This window comes from Gulosibacter hominis (assembly GCF_904842695.1).
Lineage (GTDB): Bacteria > Actinomycetota > Actinomycetes > Actinomycetales > Microbacteriaceae > Gulosibacter > Gulosibacter hominis.
Genome location: NZ_CAJGWQ010000006.1, coordinates 62,802 through 80,690 on the forward strand (window position 1 = coordinate 62,802; position 17,889 = coordinate 80,690).

At 60.9% G+C, this 17,889-nt stretch carries 20 protein-coding genes; 2 read left to right on the top strand and 18 right to left on the bottom strand.

Annotation, left to right across the window (positions count from 1 at the left end):
* Nucleotides 1-28: 28 nt before the first annotated feature.
* The 3 genes from JMV54_RS05630 to JMV54_RS05640 all read right to left on the bottom strand — a co-directional run bounded on the left by JMV54_RS05630 (nucleotide 29) and on the right by JMV54_RS05640 (nucleotide 3,210).
* Complete coding sequence (locus JMV54_RS05630) at nucleotides 29-1,279, bottom strand: site-specific DNA-methyltransferase (RefSeq protein WP_201517958.1); 1,251 nt, start codon at nucleotides 1,277-1,279, stop codon at nucleotides 29-31.
* A complete protein-coding gene (metK, locus tag JMV54_RS05635; protein ID WP_201517959.1) occupies nucleotides 1,251-2,432 on the bottom strand; it encodes a methionine adenosyltransferase in 1,182 nt (393 codons plus the stop codon). Before metK ends, JMV54_RS05630 begins: the two co-directional genes overlap by 29 nt.
* 100 nt (nucleotides 2,433-2,532) lie before the next feature.
* Entirely contained in the window at nucleotides 2,533-3,210 is a 678-nt protein-coding gene (locus JMV54_RS05640; RefSeq protein ID WP_201517960.1) for a TetR/AcrR family transcriptional regulator, read from the bottom strand.
* A 92-nt stretch (nucleotides 3,211-3,302) separates the two neighbouring features.
* On the opposite strand from JMV54_RS05640, the gene JMV54_RS05645 reads away from it, so the two are divergent.
* Nucleotides 3,303-4,532 (top strand): MFS transporter, encoded by a 1,230-nt coding sequence (locus JMV54_RS05645; protein WP_201517961.1) that lies wholly within the window; start codon nucleotides 3,303-3,305, stop codon nucleotides 4,530-4,532.
* On the opposite strand, the gene JMV54_RS05650 is transcribed toward JMV54_RS05645, so the two are convergent.
* The 8 genes from JMV54_RS05650 to JMV54_RS05685 form a co-directional block, all read right to left on the bottom strand.
* Nucleotides 4,533-5,090: a P27 family phage terminase small subunit gene (locus JMV54_RS05650; RefSeq protein WP_042406079.1), complete on the bottom strand. Its 558-nt coding sequence runs from the start codon at nucleotides 5,088-5,090 to the stop codon at nucleotides 4,533-4,535.
* Between the two features lie 246 nt (nucleotides 5,091-5,336).
* The gene (locus tag JMV54_RS05655) at nucleotides 5,337-5,714 is read right to left on the bottom strand and encodes an HNH endonuclease (RefSeq protein WP_005295540.1); all 378 of its coding nucleotides are present in this window, start codon (nucleotides 5,712-5,714) and stop codon (nucleotides 5,337-5,339) included.
* Between the two features lie 155 nt (nucleotides 5,715-5,869).
* Nucleotides 5,870-6,334: a hypothetical protein gene (locus JMV54_RS05660; RefSeq protein WP_005295537.1), complete on the bottom strand. Its 465-nt coding sequence runs from the start codon at nucleotides 6,332-6,334 to the stop codon at nucleotides 5,870-5,872.
* Nucleotides 6,331-7,692 carry a DEAD/DEAH box helicase gene (locus tag JMV54_RS05665; protein WP_013888892.1) on the bottom strand — a complete coding sequence of 454 codons (1,362 nt, stop codon included), beginning with the start codon at nucleotides 7,690-7,692 and terminating at the stop codon, nucleotides 6,331-6,333. The genes JMV54_RS05660 and JMV54_RS05665 overlap by 4 nt, the downstream gene beginning before the upstream one ends.
* Nucleotides 7,673-7,951: a VRR-NUC domain-containing protein gene (locus tag JMV54_RS05670; protein ID WP_013888891.1), complete on the bottom strand. Its 279-nt coding sequence runs from the start codon at nucleotides 7,949-7,951 to the stop codon at nucleotides 7,673-7,675. Before JMV54_RS05670 ends, JMV54_RS05665 begins: the two co-directional genes overlap by 20 nt.
* Nucleotides 7,952-8,087: 136 nt before the next feature.
* On the bottom strand, nucleotides 8,088-10,352 hold the full coding sequence (locus JMV54_RS05675; protein WP_201517962.1) for a phage/plasmid primase, P4 family: 2,265 nt from the start codon (nucleotides 10,350-10,352) through the stop codon (nucleotides 8,088-8,090).
* A complete protein-coding gene (locus tag JMV54_RS05680; protein WP_005295525.1) occupies nucleotides 10,349-10,792 on the bottom strand; it encodes a DUF7768 domain-containing protein in 444 nt (147 codons plus the stop codon). The genes JMV54_RS05675 and JMV54_RS05680 overlap by 4 nt, the downstream gene beginning before the upstream one ends.
* Nucleotides 10,789-11,556, bottom strand: coding sequence for a phage antirepressor (locus JMV54_RS05685; RefSeq protein WP_201517963.1), 768 nt, complete (start codon nucleotides 11,554-11,556; stop codon nucleotides 10,789-10,791). The genes JMV54_RS05680 and JMV54_RS05685 overlap by 4 nt, the downstream gene beginning before the upstream one ends.
* Before the next feature lie 163 nt (nucleotides 11,557-11,719).
* On the opposite strand from JMV54_RS05685, the gene JMV54_RS05690 reads away from it, so the two are divergent.
* Complete coding sequence (locus JMV54_RS05690) at nucleotides 11,720-12,541, top strand: TIGR02391 family protein (protein ID WP_201518002.1); 822 nt, start codon at nucleotides 11,720-11,722, stop codon at nucleotides 12,539-12,541.
* Here JMV54_RS05690 and JMV54_RS05695 read toward each other — a convergent pair.
* The 7 genes from JMV54_RS05695 to JMV54_RS05725 form a co-directional block, all read right to left on the bottom strand.
* Nucleotides 12,526-14,487 carry a DNA polymerase gene (locus tag JMV54_RS05695; protein ID WP_201517964.1) on the bottom strand — a complete coding sequence of 654 codons (1,962 nt, stop codon included), beginning with the start codon at nucleotides 14,485-14,487 and terminating at the stop codon, nucleotides 12,526-12,528. The genes JMV54_RS05690 and JMV54_RS05695 overlap by 16 nt on opposite strands.
* 87 nt (nucleotides 14,488-14,574) lie before the next feature.
* Nucleotides 14,575-14,784: a DUF1049 domain-containing protein gene (locus JMV54_RS05700; protein ID WP_071345769.1), complete on the bottom strand. Its 210-nt coding sequence runs from the start codon at nucleotides 14,782-14,784 to the stop codon at nucleotides 14,575-14,577.
* Nucleotides 14,785-14,801: 17 nt separating this feature from the next.
* On the bottom strand, nucleotides 14,802-15,356 hold the full coding sequence (locus JMV54_RS05705; RefSeq protein WP_013888887.1) for a DUF2815 family protein: 555 nt from the start codon (nucleotides 15,354-15,356) through the stop codon (nucleotides 14,802-14,804).
* A 25-nt stretch (nucleotides 15,357-15,381) separates the two neighbouring features.
* Nucleotides 15,382-16,515 carry a DUF2800 domain-containing protein gene (locus JMV54_RS05710; protein WP_201517965.1) on the bottom strand — a complete coding sequence of 378 codons (1,134 nt, stop codon included), beginning with the start codon at nucleotides 16,513-16,515 and terminating at the stop codon, nucleotides 15,382-15,384.
* On the bottom strand, nucleotides 16,508-16,930 hold the full coding sequence (locus JMV54_RS05715) for a hypothetical protein (protein WP_201517966.1): 423 nt from the start codon (nucleotides 16,928-16,930) through the stop codon (nucleotides 16,508-16,510). The genes JMV54_RS05710 and JMV54_RS05715 overlap by 8 nt, the downstream gene beginning before the upstream one ends.
* Nucleotides 16,927-17,169: a hypothetical protein gene (locus JMV54_RS05720; RefSeq protein ID WP_005295507.1), complete on the bottom strand. Its 243-nt coding sequence runs from the start codon at nucleotides 17,167-17,169 to the stop codon at nucleotides 16,927-16,929. Before JMV54_RS05720 ends, JMV54_RS05715 begins: the two co-directional genes overlap by 4 nt.
* Nucleotides 17,170-17,231: 62 nt before the next feature.
* Nucleotides 17,232-17,876: a sigma-70 family RNA polymerase sigma factor gene (locus JMV54_RS05725; RefSeq protein ID WP_201517967.1), complete on the bottom strand. Its 645-nt coding sequence runs from the start codon at nucleotides 17,874-17,876 to the stop codon at nucleotides 17,232-17,234.
* Nucleotides 17,877-17,889: the final 13 nt, after the last annotated feature.

Consider the following 17,889-nt stretch of genomic DNA (forward strand, 5'->3'; position numbering starts at 1 on the left):
CCCTGTTTTCCCTGCATATTGCGGGGTTTTATTCGCGGTCGCGGTCGACCTGTTTGACCAGATCCAGATACGTGTACTGGGTGTTGCCTCGCTGGCAGGTGATCCCGGCCGCGTCCCCGGTCGCCTCGGCGTAGCGGCGCAGGATCACCGAGGCGTACTTCTCGTCCAACTCCATGAGGTAGGCGATGCGGTCGGTCTGCTCGGCGGCCATCAGGGTCGAACCGCTGCCAGCGAAGGTGTCGAGGATGATCGCGTTGGCCTGGGTGGAGTTGCGGATCGGATAAGCCAACAGGTCCAGCGGCTTGCTCGTCGGGTGGTCGGAGTTCCTTCGCGGCTTGGCGAAGTTCCAGATCGTGGTCTGTTTCCGGTCAGCGAACCACTTGTGCTTGGCACCTTGCTTCCACCCGTAGAGCACTGGTTCGTGCTGCCACTGGTACGGCGAGCGTCCCAGGACAAGGGAGTCTTTGACCCAGATGCAGCAGCCGGAGAGCTTGAACCCAGCGTCGATGAACGCTTTGCGGAAGTTCAGCCCTTCGGTGTCGGCGTGAAACACATACGCCGACCCACCCTTGTCGAGAACACCCGCCATGTTGGTAAACGCGACGAGTAGGAACTCGTAGAACGAGTCGGCCCTCATCGCATCGTTCTTGATCGTGAGCCCGTCGGAGGACTCGAAGGCCACGTTGTAGGGCGGGTCGGTAAGCACCAGGTTCGCGCTCTTGCCATCCATGAGCACCGCGACATCGTCTGCGTTGGTGGCATCCCCGCAGACCAGCCGGTGCCTGCCGACAGTCCAAATGTCGCCGCGCTGGACGAACGATGCGGCCTCGAGCGCGGCGGTGAGATCGAAGCCGTCATCGGTGACCTCGTCATCGTCGAGGGAACCAATCATCGCCTGGATTTCGTCATCGTCGAAGCCGGTGAGCTCGGCATCAAAGTCAGCCGCGTCCAGGTCGGCGATGAGCAGGGCCAGCTTGGATTCATCCCAGTCGCCGCTGATCTTGTTCAGCGCGACGTTCAGGGCCTTTTCGCGGGTCTCGTCCAGCTCGACGACCACGCAGTCAACATCGGTGTGGCCAAGGTCAGCGAGTACTTTCAGGCGCTGGTGGCCGCCGACGACGTGGCCGGTGGTGTGGTTGTAGATCACCGGCTCGACGTAACCGAACTCGGTCAGCGACCGCTTGAGTTTCTCGTAGTCCGCGTCCCCGGGCTTCAGGTCCTTACGCGGGTTGTAGTCGGCGGGCTTGAGCTCACTGATGGGTAGCTGCTTGATGAGCACGGCGGGTCACCTCTTCTCTGAGCTTGTCGGCATATGGCAGTGTCCATTCCCACTCGCTCAGGCCATGGCCCATGTGCCCGCAGGTGGCAAGCTTCGCGTAGATGGGGGCTCTAAGGCCGAGGCGTTCGATGATCGCGGCCGGTCGCAGCGGGAAGACCGCCAGGGCGGCGTCGGTGAGCAGCCAGTCCGGGTGCTGGCCCGTGCCGAAGGTGTCGATGTGGAACGCGACCGGGTCAGCCTTACCAATCGCATAGGAGATAGCGACGTGGCATTCTTCGGCCAGGCGCGCATCCACCAAGGTCTTCGCGATCAGGCGCGCCATGTACGCACCCGTCCGGTCGACCTTGGAGGGGTCCTTACCCGAGAACGCGCCACCGCCGTGCGGGCCGAGCCCACCGTAGGTGTCGACCATGAGCTTGCGCCCGGTCAGCCCGGTATCAGCGGTGGGGCCACCCTCGACGAAACGCCCTGAAGGGTTGATCAGGATTTCGGTGTGTTCGTCGATTTCGATCTCGCGACACGCCGCCGAGATAACCAGCGAAATCAGACGCTGGTTGAAATCCTCCACGTTAATGCCTGGCTTGTGCTGGACCGAGACCACAATCGTGGCGATACGTTTAGGGGTTTCGCCGTCATACTCAACAGTGACCTGGGCTTTCCCGTCCGGGCCGAGCTCTGGAATCTTGCCGTCTGTGAATGCTTGATCGAGACGCTTGCAGATCCGGTGAGCATAAACCAGTGGCAACGGGAGTCGTTCTTCGCTCTCGGCTGTGGCGTAGCCGTAGACGGTGCCTTGATCGCCAGCACCAACCATTACGTGAGAACTCGTATCACCGTGGCGTGCTTCTAAAGATTTATCGACCCCGCCAGCAATATCGCTCGATTGGCAGTGAATTTTGGCGCGGATGCGGAACCGGCGCGGATCATAACCCACATGCTCAAGCGCTGCGCGTACCAGTATCGGAATCTCAAGCTTTGCCTTGCAGGTGATCTCGCCAGCGACATAGATGCGTGCTTTGGTTGCCATCACTTCGACAGCCACTCTGGCGGCAGGGTCTTCGTAGAGGGCACGATCCAAAATGCAGTCGGCGATGTAGTCGCACAGCTTGTCCGGGTGCCCGGCGCGCACGCTTTCAGCGGTTTTCAACGACATATACAACTCGCTTTCATAAATTGATATGGGGTGGGAATAAAAAAGTGAGCGCCAGCTGTGCGGGCGCTCACTAAGACGATGATTGAGAAGTGGGTCAGAGTTAAGGCAGCAGGGTGTGTTCGATGCCGTCTAGGATCACATCGATGACGAGGTCGTAGTATTCCTCGGACATCGCTTCTTCTTCATCAAGGTGTGAGAGAGGCTCCAGGTAAGAGTTGACAATACTGGTCAGTCCAACAGATTGAGCCATCATAGGCTCAAGCCTGACAAGCGTTTCGTGCAGGTTGTGGTGAGGTTGGATTTGATTGGATGCGCGCAGGTTTCTCGCTCCGATCGTGTGGATGATCGAGTTCGCGATAATTGTGTAGGCCACAGGCGAATTGTCACCAAACCCAGCTTCTTGTAGTTTGGCCCAGGCTCCATCGATCATCGGCAAAAACTGTTCAGTGAACTTGCCCCGCGCGAACCTGTCGGTAATCCCTGGATATGCTAACAATGCGGGGCGTAGATTGTGAGCCATAGCTCGAAACCAGGCTTTCCATTCAAGGTCCGGGTCGGGAACTTCAATCCCGACACATACCCGGTCTACAACAGCATCACAAATGGCTTCCTTGTTTGGAAAATAATGATAAATCACTGAGGGAACCACGCCCAGTTCACGGGCAATGTCCCGTACTGACCATCCCTCAACGCCACTGATCGCGCTTAACTGTACAGCTTGTTTGACAATCAGCTCGCGTGATAGCCCAGCCCTTCGCCCCGTTAGCACAGTGTTCATAAGGTGACCCTTAACTTATTCCTTGACCCTTACTAGAACACCATTCTACAATATCCCTAAGTGAAACAGTGTTCTAGTAATGGAGTGTAGTGATGCCTGACCCTCGTAGCAATAAGCCGACACAGAGTTCTATTGAGCCAGGAGCGCAAGCGAACCTGGTAGTGGGAATCGTTTTTCTCGCCTTTATGGGGCAAATGATTCTCAATCCGATCATCGCGCCACTGTCACGACAGATGGGATTGCGGGAATGGCATATTGGCGCCACTATCTCTTTGGCAGCGATTGTACTAGCGAGCTTGAGTGCTTATTGGGGGCGAGCTTCCCAACGTGTCGGCGCTAAACGTGTACTCGCTGCCGGGCTTGTGATCGCGATCATCGCTTTGAGCGCCTTCGGTATTGTCTCCTACCTGGGGATGAACCAGGTAGTTGGCGGTGTCGGACTAGTTTTTGGTGTTGTGATCACTCGTGGTTTGCTCTATGGCGGAGGGATTTCAGCGATCGCCCCGACCGCGCAAGCCCACCTGGTCACGCATGCTGCCAGCGAGAACGGGCGGGTAAAAGCACTGGGCATGATTGGAGCGGCTCAAGGGATGGCCTCCATTGTTGGAGGTGTTACTGGAGGCGTGTTAGCCGCTGCTGGTGGCCTGCTCTTGCCCTTGGTGGTCATGCCCGTTGTGATGGTGATTGGTCTGGTTGTTCTCTTGGTGAGTTTCGCACCTCAAAGCCAAGGGCAACTTTTTGCAAAGCCTCAACGGATTCGCTTCACTGATCCGCGTGTAGCTCCCTGGCTAGCAACTGGTCTGGTGATGTTTTTTGTGTTTTCTTCTGTTGCTACGATTTTTGGATTCACTGTCCAAGACCGCTTCGCCCTGTCGGCAACTGCGACCGCAGGTATTTCCGCGATTTACCTGACCATCATGGGCGTGACCATGATCATTGCCCAAGCGGTGATTGCTCCAAAGACAGGGTGGGGAGCAGCGAAGCTTTTACGTACTGGTCTGACCATTACACTAGTTGCAACTGTGCTCATTTGGCCTACCTCCTCGCACGCTTTACTGGTTGTCGGGTGTATCGTGCTGGGGGTAGGTATGGGACTGGCGATGCCCGGGTACAACACTGGCCCAACCTTGAAGATGAGTGCAGATGAGCAAGGCGCAGTGGCTGGCATCATTAACGCTAATAATGGGTTGGCGTACGCGATTGCCCCGCTGGCTTCGACCGCCCTTTACGGGTGGAACCCGCTGGCACCCTTCGCCGTCTGTATCGCCTTGATTGCAGTGGTCGTCATCTACGCCCACACCGCACCCGCACTACGCCAATAACTATGAGCGTGCCTGAAGTAGCCGTTCCATCACGTTATCCGCAGGAGTCGGCCCCGAGTAGTCCACCAGCGAGTTGGCTTTGACCACATCGAAAATCTCGTACCAGAGCGTATTCGCCTGCTTGCTAAACGACTGAGACATAGCCACGAATGGGGACGCGATAGCCGCCCCCGTGGTCGGATGCTTACCCAACAGGCCAAAATCGGAGATTGCTTCTTCGCATTGAATGAACCGAGCAAAATTCTGCGCATAAGCCTCAATCAACCGTGGAGCTACGAGTTTTTCGCAGCCGCGCTCCTTGAGCCAGTTCCAGGTATCGCGGTAGATTACGTCAGCACCCAAAGGGTTACCATCACGCTGCACAGCCGCCAAATAAGCCGAAGGTTCTGGCATTACGCTACCTTCAAGATCCCCGCCCGCTTCCAGATCTGGTGGGTCGAGCGACGCGATGTGGAGGACGCGTGCGTCTTTGCCTTCGGTGATCTTCTCAAACGCAGGTGTGGGCTTCGCACCTGAGCCTGCTCTGCGTCCGCCGCGCAGTGTTCCGTCTTTCGCCATGAAATCTCGCCTCCTTCCAGGCGGTTAGCCCGGTGATGGAGGGCTTGGGGGTTAATACCCTGTTTGATTCGGTCTTTTTGTGTACGGTTGGCCCCGCCCGCTGAGGAGCAGCCCAGCTGTGGAGATCCGCTCGCCCCCACCCCCTCGGCAAGCGCGCCACGTCGCCTCGTGCCGGGCGAACGGGGTCGAGGTTGGCACAGGTGAGGGTCGGCAGGGAGGCCGCGACAGGCGGGCACACAGCGCTTTTTAGTAGCTGTAGACCCGAGGGGCTTGCCGCCACCGGTCGCCATCGAGCGCGGACTGGCGCGAGTGGCACGGCTTGCACAGACTGCGCAGGTTCGACTCGTCGTGGGTGCCGCCGTGGTCGAGCGGGATCACGTGGTGGACCTCAGCCACGGGCGTGTACCGGCCACGGGCCAGGCAGTCCTCGCACAACGGGTGGGCTTCGACGTAGGCCGCGCGGATCTTTCGCCACCGGTGGTCGTAGCGTCGGTTGATCTTCGGGTCGCGCTGGTAGTTGCGGTAACGGGCGTCCTCTTCCTTAGCGTGGGCCGGGCAGAACCGGGTGCCGGTCAGCTCGGGGCAGCCGGGCTGGGAGCACGGGCGCTTGGGTTTGAAAGGCATCCGTCTCACCACCCTTGTCGTTCATGGCAACGACCCCCAGACGAACCGTGATGATTCGTCTGGGGGTCGGGACCTACTTTTCAACCACTTACAGCATGCGACAGGCACACCCTGAGAGTCATCCCCTCTTTGCGACACTCATGCGCGCCAATGCTTCAGTCTCTGCCGAACAAGAGACGCGCGAAGCGGGCAAGGGCGCGCTGCTTCTTGGCGAAGGCAGTCTTGCGTTCGACGTAGAAGTGTTCGGCGACTTTGACGGCGGCGTCCTCGGCGGAGAGGTCGTCGAGGAAGAAGACCTCGAGGACCAGCCGGTCATCGTCGCTGAGGCTTTCCCAGGCCGGGTTGAACCAATCCATGTAGGCCTGCGCTTTTTGGTTGCGGGCTTTGAGCGCGTCGAGGTTGTCGAGGATCGAGCAGACTCTCGCTTCACCGGCGTGCGGGTTGTTGCCCCGTGGCAGGCCGTCGAATCGGGGTGAGCCGATTGAGGTCAGTGAGGCTTTGAGCTCGTTGGCGTACCCGTCGCCTTGCTGGAGAATGACAGCTTGGGTTGCGTAGTCCTGGAGGACGCCGATGGCGGCTTTGCGGTAGTCGAAGTAGTCCCAGATGGGGTGGTCGTTCATGAGTGTGCCTGCTTTCCCAGAGTGTCGGCGACCGCATTGATCAACGCAGCCTGTGTCATGTCTTTGTTGTCCAGCGCGGCCAGTACCGCCTCATCGAGGGTGTGGTCTGCGGCCAGGTGGGTGATCGTCACCGGCTGGTCTTGTCCCTGGCGGTAGAGCCTCGCGTTGGTCTGCTGGTAGAGCTCCAGGGACCAGGTCAGGGAGAACCAGACCAGGAGGTTGCCGCCTTGCTGGAGGTTGAGCCCGTGCCCGGCTGAGGCCGGGTGGATCAGTGCCAGCGGGACCTCACGGGCGTTCCACTGGGTAATGTCGGCGCTGGTTGTCAGCTCGCGGGCCCCGGGGAACCGCGTGGTGATGCGCTCACGGTCGTGTTTGAACCAGTAGGCCACGAGCAGCGGCTGCCCGTTGGCGGCCTCCACGAGGTCTTCGAGCGCGTCGAGTTTGCGGTCGTGCACCACTACGGTGTTGCCGTCCTCGTCGTAGATCGCACCGGAGGCCAGCTGTAGCAGCTTGCCTGACAGGGCTGCGGCGTTCGCGGCGTCGATGACCTGCCCGTCGAGGTCGAGCACCATCTCATCTCGCAACCGCTCGTAGGCTTTGCGCTCCTTCGGTTCGAGGTCGACGAGCGTCGTGGTGACCGTCAGCTCAGGCAGGCGCAGGTAGTCGGTGGTGCGCATCGACAAGGTGATGTCGCTGATCGCCTCGTAGATCTCGTCCTCAGCACCGGGTGCGGGCTTGTAGGTGAAGATCTGCTGGCCGTTTCGCCGATCGGGCACGAACCAGCGGTTGCGGTAGTGGGTGATGAACCTGCCGAGGCGCTGGCCCTCATCCAGCAGACGGAACTGCGCCCACAGGTCCATCAGCCCGTTGGCTGCTGGTGTGCCGGTCAGCCCCACGATCCGGGTGAGACGTGGCCGCACGGCTGCGAGTGCTTTGAACCTCTGCGCCCGGTGGTTCTTAAACGAGCTCAGCTCGTCGATGACGACCATGTCGAACGGCCACGTGTTGCCGAGATGTTTCACCAGCCAAGGCACGTTCTCTCGGTTGATGACGGTCACCATCGCCTCGGCGGCAAGCGCATCCACCCGCTGGGATTTCGACCCGACGGCGACCGCGATGGTGAGTCCTGCCAGGTGGTCCCACTTGGTAGCTTCGGCAGGCCAGGTGTCGCGGGCGACCCGCAGGGGTGCGACGATGAGGACCCGGCGGGCCTGGAAGGAGTCCAGCAGCAGATTCCAGATGGCCGTCAAGGTGATCACCGTCTTGCCTAGGCCCATCCCGAGGAGGATCACGGCCTGCGGGTGGTCTTCCACAAACTGGGTGGCCTGTCGTTGGTAGTCATGCGGCTCGTAGCGCATCAGCCACCTCCTTTGTGCCTTCGACGCTGTCGACGACGACTACGTCCATGCCGTGGTCTGTGAGTTGCTGGATGCGGCGGCGTTGGATGGGGCGTGGGAGGCGTCCGGGTGCTTTGAGTTCGACGAAGATGACGCGTCCACGGTGGATGCAGATGCGGTCTGGAACCCCTGCGGTGCCGGGGCTGGTGAATTTCCAGCAGATCCCGCCGATCGCCTCAACGGCTTGCTTCAAGTGTTGTTCGATTGCGTGCTCGTTCATGGTTCATGTCCTCTCGTGTGAGAGGCCCATGACGACCTATGACGATGCGATATGGACTTTTCCTAAGGGCTATATTTTCTGCCCTATAGCAAACTCACATATGGGTCGTCATAGGTCGTCATAAGGCCCGTCTGTCTTAGTTGTCGAACTCGTTCTTCAAGGCCAAACCGTGGACGAACATGCCGTGCATCGTCCTTTTACGTGTGAAGCCGTGGTGTTCGACGGTGGCGTTGAAATCGACCATGGGACGCGCCCACCCGGAGGTCGACATCGCCCACGCCCGATAGGCCTGATACAAATCCCCGGCCCGTTCCGACAGCCCCGGGTCAAGGTCGCAGTTGGCGTCAAGGAACTGAGCGAACCAGTTGTTCTCTTCCCGATACGCCGCTGATGCCTCCACCACGCGGGCGGGAGCCTTGAGGTGGTAGTCCTCGGCGTGGATGAGGCGCGCGCCCTCCATAATCCAGGCCAGGATCGCCCCGCCTGCCTGCGTGTAGAGGTAGTCGGCATAGTTCTTGATGTCGGATGCGCCTTCGATCTTCGCCTCGAAGGGGATGACGATGAGCCTGCGCCAGATGCCCGCATCCATCGCACCCACCCTGGGCAGATGGTTCGTGTAGAGAATCAAGGTGTGCGATGGGGTGAAGGCAAACGGTGCCTTGTACTTCTTCTCCGCGTAGATCTGATCGGTGGAGGCCAGCTGCTTGACCACGGAGGTGGACATGCGCACGCCCTCTTCGGACTCGGCGGAAATGATGAGGCGTTTGCCTTTGGCCTCAGCCAGCTCCGGTTTAACGTTGCGCATCCCACCGATCGTGAGCACATCAGCACTCATGTTGCCCGCGTAGGTGCCCAGCACCCTCGCGATCGTGTTCCAGAACGTCGATTTGCCGTTACGACCATCCCCGTAAGCGATAACGAGGGCCTCGACGAACACTTGCCCGATCGCAGCCAAACCGACGATGCGCTGCACGTAGGCGATGAGCTCAGCATCGCCCTGGAAGAACACCTCGAGGGCTTCCTGCCACAGGTGCGCCCCGTCGGTGCCAGGGTCGAGGCTGGTCTGCTTAGTCACCAGATCCGCCGGGTCATGATCGCGGCGCGATGCGGCTCCGTGGCGCAGATCGTAGGTACCTGATGGGGTGTTGAGCAGATACGGGTCTGCATCCAGCTGCTCAGGGGTGGTCAGCAGCATGGGGCGGGCTTCTTTCAGGCAGTTGGTGATCCCGCGCGATTCGCGGCGTTTGAGAGCGTAGGCCGCATAGGTTTTCGCGTCCTCGAACGCGGCGAACGCCTTCTGCTGGGCGGCGTTGAACATGGCCTGGGCTTTCGCCTTCGACATCGACGCCAACAACATGGCAGCCCCCGTGGCGGCGAGCTGGTCTTTGGCGTCTTCGAGCAGCTCGTGGGCCTCGGCCAGTTGGCGTTCGGTGAGCTCCTGGGCGACGGCTTGGGCTGCGGGAGCGGATTCGTACCAGACACCGTCGTAATAGACGAGCCAGTCGGTGGCCTCCGAGTAGCGCAGCGAGTCCGGGTACGCCTTGGCTAGGGCGTGGGCTTGGCCGACGTCGCTGTAATCGGCGGGTCGTACAGAATCCAGGCTCGCCTCAAAATCCTCTGGTGGCACATACCCGGGCTGGTTCTCGACCGTCTTGGCGAACCGGGTGGCCGACCGCCAGATCGCCTCCACCTCCGCCTCGGGCAGCGGCGGGTTGCAGCGGGCGGCCTTACGGTCAAACAAGTCGCGCGCCTCATCAGTCGTGCCGAGGCGAATCAGCAGCCTGCCAGCAAACCTCGACAACGTCGCATTCCGGGAGCCTTCCTCGATGGACTGGGTGGCGTCATCCCACTGGGCGAACACGTCCTCATCGACCGCGTCGGCAAGCCAGGCGTCGATGGTGCGTTCACCCTCGACCACGGTGACACTCGGATCATCATGGCCGTAGATGAACCGGCCTGCGTCGATCGCGTTAGGGTCGAAGAACTCAAACCGGGCGGCGAGCTGCTTTTTCAGCCCCGCATAGGCGTCAGCATCAGCCACGGGGTTAATTGGGAAGTAGACGTGGAAGCGGGGTCTTGCCGACTGGGCACCTTTCGCCTTTTGGTGGTTCCTGCTGGTGGCGGTCATCAACGCCACACCCGGCAGCCGCTGCGTCAGCGACTCCGGGGTGACCCATGTGGCCTGGTTCTCGGTGTGGGAGTTGTCGACGTCCATGACCAGGCAGTTCGAGGTCACGAAACTGCCAGCCGAGCGCCTGCCACCCACGTACTCGGCAACCACATGATCCAACCGCGTAACCGCCTCCAGGTCGGCTGCCGTGGTCACGATGTGCGGGTTCGGGTAGTGGGCGTTATTTTGCTGGCTTGCCACCTGCGCGGTGAACATCGTCATCGCCTTCATAGGGTGACCTCCTCAAAGTCGGCGTCGAAATAGGTGATCGGCAGCTCGAGGTGGTGGGCCCATTCGATCTCGGCGCGCATCCCTGCCGAGACACGGGCCGTGTAGACCCAGATCGCCTCGCACTTGCTCAAAAGAATTCGGTTGAAAAACATCGCCAGCTCGCGGTCGCTCGCGTCGGTGTCGTCCATGAACTGCGGGAACAGCAGGTGCGGGGCTAGTGGGATTTTGTTCTGGGCCACCGCGTGAGCACACAACGCGCGAGCCAGCCCCACGTTGTTCTCTGTGTCACCGGAGTACGGCGAGCAGATGTAGACCAAGGGCCGGTAGCCGTACTCGGCGCGCTGGAGATTCTTCAGCGCTGTGAACGCGGTGGGATCTGGGTAGCCCTCCGTGTTGTGGGGCGAGAAACCCAGGTCGGTGGTGAGAGCAGTCGTCGTCATGCCGCACCGCCGTCCTGTTCGATGACCGGCAGCAGGCCGAACTGGTTCTTCAACAAGTCGTAGACGAACAAACGGCCCTTTTGGGTCCAGTACATGTGCGTGCGGGTCTTGCCCTCGTCGTATTCGTGGGTCTTGGACTGCGTGTAGCCCTGCTCGGCGAAGCGGGCGTAGAGGAACCAGCGGCCGGACTGCTTGAACTGCACCCCAGCCTCGTGCAGCAGCGTGTTCAGCTTCTTGGCTGACAGGCCGTAGTCTTTGGCGATTTCTGTGATGCTCAGCAGGGAATCCGACTGGAGCACCACGTCGTAGTAGGAGACCTTCGGGGCGGCCTCGAGCAGGGCTTGTTCGGCTGCCAGCCGCTTGGCCCGCTCGGAGCGCAGTTGGATGATGGCGTGCTCGAGGAACTCGTCGTTGTCTAAGAGTTCGTCGATGGCGTAGACGCCATGGCGGCGGATCGTGGGGAGGACCTCGTTGACAACCCAGGCTTCGAAGTCCTGGGCTGCGGGGAGCTTGGAGGAGAAGATGAGCCGGTACAGGTCACCTTCGGTGATGAACCTGGCTTCTTGAGTGCGCCCGAGCGCATCGACGATGGGGTAACGAAACGGAACCCCACGGCAATGATCCTGAATCGCCTTGCTGGTATTGGTGTATCCAAGCGCCGTGACCACATCACGGCCACAGAAATACACCTTGTCCTCATGCTCGACAGTTCGGATCGTTCCAAAGGCATCGTTGGTGAATACCTGAAGATCTCTCGTAGCCATGACTGGCTCCTTCTAAGAGCCAGGATTGACGTGAATTCCAGCAAGCCACGGGTGCGGCCGCGTCGGGCTCTCACGCATACGCCCCTGAGCGCGCAAGAATCCGGACACCCGGGTCTTGCTGAAATACTCAGGCCACTCGCTCACATGAGAAGCTGGAGCGGTGATGCAGTCCGATTCTTTCTCCCAACGCTCGACTATCCGCAGTATTGCGAATGTCCTGGCAAGTACCGATTTGCCGGGCCTAAGCGGAAGCCAAATCGACGAGCTTCTCCTCGACATTGGTGCGCCACCGCGTGTTGCCGGGAGTAAGCGAGAAGGACTGTTTGGCGCGCTTACGGAAGGAATGTCCGCAGCGCAAGCAGGTCAACTCACTCGTGAGTTCATAACGACTGCGATGAGCCCGGCACGGCATACCACCGATCGTCAGCGTTGGAATGATTCGCGCCGCTTGCTCAACAAGGTGCTGGCGACCGAAGGATGGCATATCGACGATGCTGGCGAGTTGACCCAACTCGCTGAGGCGGCACGCACATTCGATGATATCGAGCGTCTTACCAGCTCTCTCGTGGAGGAACTTCAGCGGCGCGGTACCCACGAACGCCTAATGGAGTATTGCAGCCAAGAACTGATCGCGGAGTCTCTGTTCCACGCGATATCCGAGGCAGCCAAGTCGATCCCTGACCGCATCCGCATCCTTACTAGCTTGACAGACGATGGTCAGGAGTTGTTCGACGCAGCTTTGGGAACAAACAATTCTGCCCCTAAGCTCGTGATTAATAGCTTTTCCACGGAGTCGGAAAAATCAGAGCACAAGGGTTTTAAGAACCTGCTTATAGGGATCCACGGGCACTATCGCAATCCCCGCGCTCACAAAACCCGACTAGGTAGTGAGGAAGGTAAACATGACTTCCTCGATGCCTTCAGCTTGTTCTCCTATGTCCATCGTCGCCTCGATTCCGCCCAGCAATATCAGTCCTTCATGTAGAAATCACACGCGTACCCGTCTGCCTCTAGCGGCAACCCTGCTGCCCAGTCGGGCGCGGTGGACATCAGCTTGCAGATCTCGTCCACGGTGGCCGTGGCGGTCTCCACGACGATCTCGTCATGGACGTGCATGACGATCCTGTGCCCAGCCTCAGCGACCTGGTGCATGGCGTACGTGAGCAGGTCTCGGGCGACGGCTTGGACGATGTTCTCGGTGAGTTTCCCACCGTAGGTTTCCAACTGGCCCCACTTGCGTCCCGTTGTGATGCCCTCGTGGGTGATGGCAGTGCCACCGAACCTGTTCTCACCCAGCTTGGGTTTCACGTAGGCCAGGCGACGTCCGGAGGGCAGGCGGATGAACATGATCCCGGAGTCCACGGTGAAGGTCAGCGCACCAACACTTGTCGGCTGGCGGGTGCTGATCGTCTCGATGGCGGCGGCGTTGATGTCGGCCCACAGTTGCACAACGCTGGGGTTGGCTGCCCGCCACGCATCGACCAGCGGCTGGAGCTCGGACTCGGCGAGCCCCATCCGCAGCGCCCCCATGGCTTTCAGAGCTCCGACGCCGCCTTGATAGCCACAGGCGAGCACAGCGATCTTGCCCTTCTGACGCAGCTCGGCGTTGGCTCCGTGCTTGTCGACGGGGACACCGAACATGCGGCTCGCGGTCTCGCAGTACAAATCCTTCCCGTCACGGAAGGCCTCAAGCGTGGTGGCCTCGCCTGCAAGCCACGCGATGACCCGCGCCTCGATCGCGGAGAAGTCGGCCACCACGAACCTGTGACCGTCGGCGGGGATGAACGCCGTGCGGATCAGCTGGCTAAGCGTGTCGGGCACGGAGTCGTAGAGCAGCTCGACGGCTTCAAAGTCTCCGGTCCTCACGAGGCTTCTGGCCTCACTGAGGTCTGGTAGGTAGTTGCGGGGCAGGTTTTGGACTTGGACGAGGCGGCCAGCGAAACGCCCGGTGCGTCCTGCCCCGTAGAACTGGAGGAACCCCCGTCCGCGCCCATCACGACCTGCCACGTGCTGCATCGCCTCGTACTTCTTCACCGACGACTTCGCAAGCTCACCGCGCAGCAAGAGGACCTCACGCACCTGGCCGGTAGCGGTGTCGAGCGCGGCGGCGACTTCGTCTTTCGTCAGTGACTGCAAGGGCGCGCCGTGATCGGCAAGCCACTCCTTGAGCTGGATCGGCGAGTTCGGGTTCTCCAGTCCAGTGAGCTCTTGTGCCCGGGCAAGCGTGGTGGCGCGGTGCTGCCGGTCGCACGCCACAGCGTTGTCCACGAGCACCCGGTCGAGCCGGATGCCGGTGTCGTTGACGTTCTGGTCCAGGGCGTAGGTGTCCCACTCGGCTTCGGGCATCGGGAAGTCAGCCAGCCTGTCGTGGATCGCGAGCTCCACCTCGACGTCGCGCCGGTTGTAGGAGATGAACTGCTCCCACCCGTCCGGGTCGGATGCGGGTGGATTGCGCATCCCGCCTTGGTTGAACACGCTGGGCTTGGCCGGGGTACAGAACTGACGGATGAGTTTCTTACCTGCACCGTCTTTTCGTACCGGAAGGTCAAGGGCGGTGGCGACCTGCTCCAGGCTCATCGGCAGGCCGAGGTACGCGCTCCAGACCATGGTGCAGCGCCACTGCGCAGGATTGAGAAATCTGCGGCCCGCCATGAGCTCCGGGTACTGTCGGGCGAGCCAGCTTGAAAGGCAGATGCGCTCGAACGTGGCGTTGAATGCCCACTTCACTACGAGCGGGTCAACCAGTGCGGCCAGCACCTTCTCGGGCAGTTGGTCTCCGTTGGCGAGATCGACGACCTCGACCGGGCCGCCGTCGATCGAGTAACCGAACAGCAGGAGCTCGAAGCCGTCGTGGTCGGCGTAGGGGTACACCCCGGAATTCGCCAGGTTCACCGGCGAGAAGGTCTCGATGTCAATGAAGAGTTCACGCATGCGCGACAGCTCCTAGAAAACAATGGGTGCTGGGAGGACACCGCAACCCTGAAGCGGGCGTGGTGTCCTCCCAGCACGGGTGAAGGGTTAGCGGTCGTGGTCAGCGTGATACTTCTCGAGCTCAGCCTCGGTATCAGCCATGAGCTTGTCGATGCGCTTGCGATCGCGGTGGATCGTCCACCGTTCGGCAATCACAGAGGCGACCTTTATGACGATGAGACCGAGGACAGCGCCAACGATCAGTTCCACGACTGTGGTGGTGTTTGCTGACAGCGCTGCTGAATAACACTCGTTCATGATGCTTCTCCGCTCTTCTAGTTGAGGAAGTCGTCCGAGGCTGCTGCGAAGCCTCCGAAGTCGGCCTCTGCGCTGATCCGGTTGCCGCCGAGCGGTTCGCCATCACGCAGCTTCTGGATGTTGCCCAGCCCGCAGGCGATACCCCGGTTGCCGTTCGTGTTGAACGCGTAGAAGCTGATGCTCACTCGCGCGTAGCAGCCCGAGTAGACCTCGTTGGCGTCCAGGATCGGCTGCAGGTCCGTACCCACGACCTGGGGTGGGGTGGTCGAGTTGGCGTTGACGAACATCGCGTTCGCATAAGCCTCATCATCGCGCTCGATATCACCATCACGCAGCGGGAGCTTCAAGGCGGCCTTGTTCGGGCGCTTGCCACCGAACTTGCCAATCCCAGCGTCGATCGCCGCGTCGATGGCGCGCTCGATCTTGGCCAGGGTCTCGGTGTCAGACTTCGGGATGATCAGGGACACGGAGTACTTGGGCTTGCCGCCCTGGATGGACTTTGCCTCGAAAATGTTGGCGTAGGACAGGCGAACTTCGCCGGTGACCACACGGGTCGGATTTGTTGCAGACATCTTGTCTTACCTACTTTCTTGTTCGTTACTTGATTGCAGTGAATTCATCTGTTGCCGACTGGATCTCCAGTGCGGGCCTCTTATCGGACTCGGGCACCAGCGTGGGCTTACCAGCGGGTTTGACCACGAGGTCCCCGAGGAGATCGGAAAAGCGCTTCTTGCCCAGCTGCTTCTCCAGCGCGGTGATGGTCTTGAGCTTGCGATCCCACACGTCGACACCGGCTGCCTCAGCTGTCTGGGCGACAGCGGCCTCGTCGGAGTATTTGCGGATCGAGCGGCCCTCGACGAGCTTGAACCCCGGCCAGGTCTTGCCCTGGTTCACCGCCAGCGACAGCGCGTGCGCTTCCACATCGGCAGCCCACGCCTTCAGGTCCGGAAGCTGGGCCAACACCTGTGCGATCTCGGCATCGCTGAGCTCGGCAGGGGGTGCGAACTCGTACTTGGCAAGCGCAAGGTTCGCCTCGGCGCGCGTCCGGCAAGTGGGTGCGAGCTTGCAGAACCGGCACCACTCACCAGGAGCGAACTCGCCATCCCCGCTGGCAGCCAGCGCGGCACGAGGCTTGACGACCTGTTCCGCCCACGCCTCTAGCTCGGCCACCGGAGCCCTCCAGGTTGAGACGTTCGAGCGTCTCGGCTGGAAGATCGTCACCGCCACTTCGTTGATGTCGTACAGCGACCCGAACGCGTTCAACGCTCCGAGGGCATAGAGCATGAGCTGCGGATTGTGCTCGGCCTCGACCATGACACCCTGGCCGTACTTCAAATCGATGATCTGAAGCGTGGGCTCGGCGATGATCACGCAGTCGCCGGTACCGAACCCACCCGGCACCACATGGGAGAAATCCAGGCGCTGCTCGATGAGCACCTGCGGATCAGCACACACCTGCCGCACATCACGCAGCCGTTCCTGAACGAAGGCCACGTAGTCATCCGTCAGGGCATCCATCTCCTCGTCATGCCAGCTTGAGACCGGCTTCGTGGTCGGAGCGTCATGGAGTGCTCGGCGCAGCTTCCACTCCGCCAGAGCATGCGCGGCGGTTCCTTGCTCGGCAGCAGACGAGGAGGACTCGGGTAGCCCAGCCTCCAGCGTTGCCGACGGCGGGCACGCCAACCACCGGTGCGCTCCCGAGGCGCTGAGCAGTGCGTGCTGGTCAGGCATCAGCAATCGCCTCCGCCTGCTCCAGCAGCTGCCCAAAGTTGGACGGGTCAACCTCGGAGAGCTTGTTTGCACCAGCTGTCTGGATGAGCTCGCGCACCTGCGCGGTGTGGCCTGCCTGTGACAGGCGCGCTAGCACCGTGCGGACCTGCTCCAACGTCACCTGCACAACCTCCGGGACCGGGGCCGGGGCAGGTTCCGGGGCTGGCGGCTGGTGAGCCGCTACGTACTCTTCGGCTGCAGCTTCCAGTGCTGGCTGGGCGAGCTGGGCTGCGGCGATCGGGCGAGCCCCCGACATACCAGGGTGATCCTCGAACGATTCCCACGCGGCCTCTTCGATCGCAGAGGCCAGCATCGTGACCCCCTCCGCGATCCGGTTCAGCGCCGGGATGTAGCGGTTCGCTTCGGTGACGTTCACGCGGCATCACCACCACTCTGGGTAACGCCGACGGCACGGGCCAGCGCCATGAGATCGTCGTCTGGGCGGATGATTTCTACTGAGCGGACCTGGTTGCCCGGCACGAGAACGGTGAGCTGCTGGGGGTTGCCGAGCAGCTTGCGGGCGATCCTGCTTCGGATGCTGACCTTGCGGGTAGAGACCGCAGCGTCAGGTTCGGGCTGGTCAGTCAACGTGACCTTGAGGCGATGATTGGACATCGTTTCCTCCTTGTGAATCAGATGAGCGTCGGTTTGTGCTGGCCTTCATGTGGGCCGGGCACTCATACGCCCCCGACGGGAGCTAGATCCGGACATTCCTGCTCGATGAATTCGCGAAGCTTTTTCAGAGCCCGCTTGACCGAGCGCCCGATGCTGTTCGCGCGCTTGGCCACGTCGGCTTCGTCGGCACGGGGCAGCTCATCACGCGCGATCTCGACGAAGGAGAGCCGCTCAAACACGTGCAGGCGGATGTGTTCGGCTTGCTTGGTGCTGACCTGAGACAGCAGCCAATCGACAACCAGCTCACTGTCGATCTGGTCTTCGTGAACCGAGACGTTCAGATACTGGGGTCCGTCGTGGACCTCGACTTCCCAGTCGTTATAGGAGAGGTCGCCACGGTTTCGAGCGTTTTCAGCGGCACGAAAACTGTGGTAGGCAGCGCGCAGATATGCGACCTTCCACTCCGGCACGTACGTCGGGTCGTAGAGCAAGCCGAGAACCTCATCGGCGCTCAGGCCAAGTTCTTCGTCTCCAACGGGTGGGTCGACGAGCTCGATCCACGCATAGTTTTGAGCGCCGTCCTTCGAGATGGTCGAAGGCACGTAGATCTGGGTGTAGACCTTGCCGCCGACCTTCTTGGTACGGACGGCGTAGGGCTGGTACTTACTGCCAGGTGCCTGGGTGGTTGAAAAAGTAGGAGTAGCCACAGCGGGCTCCTTC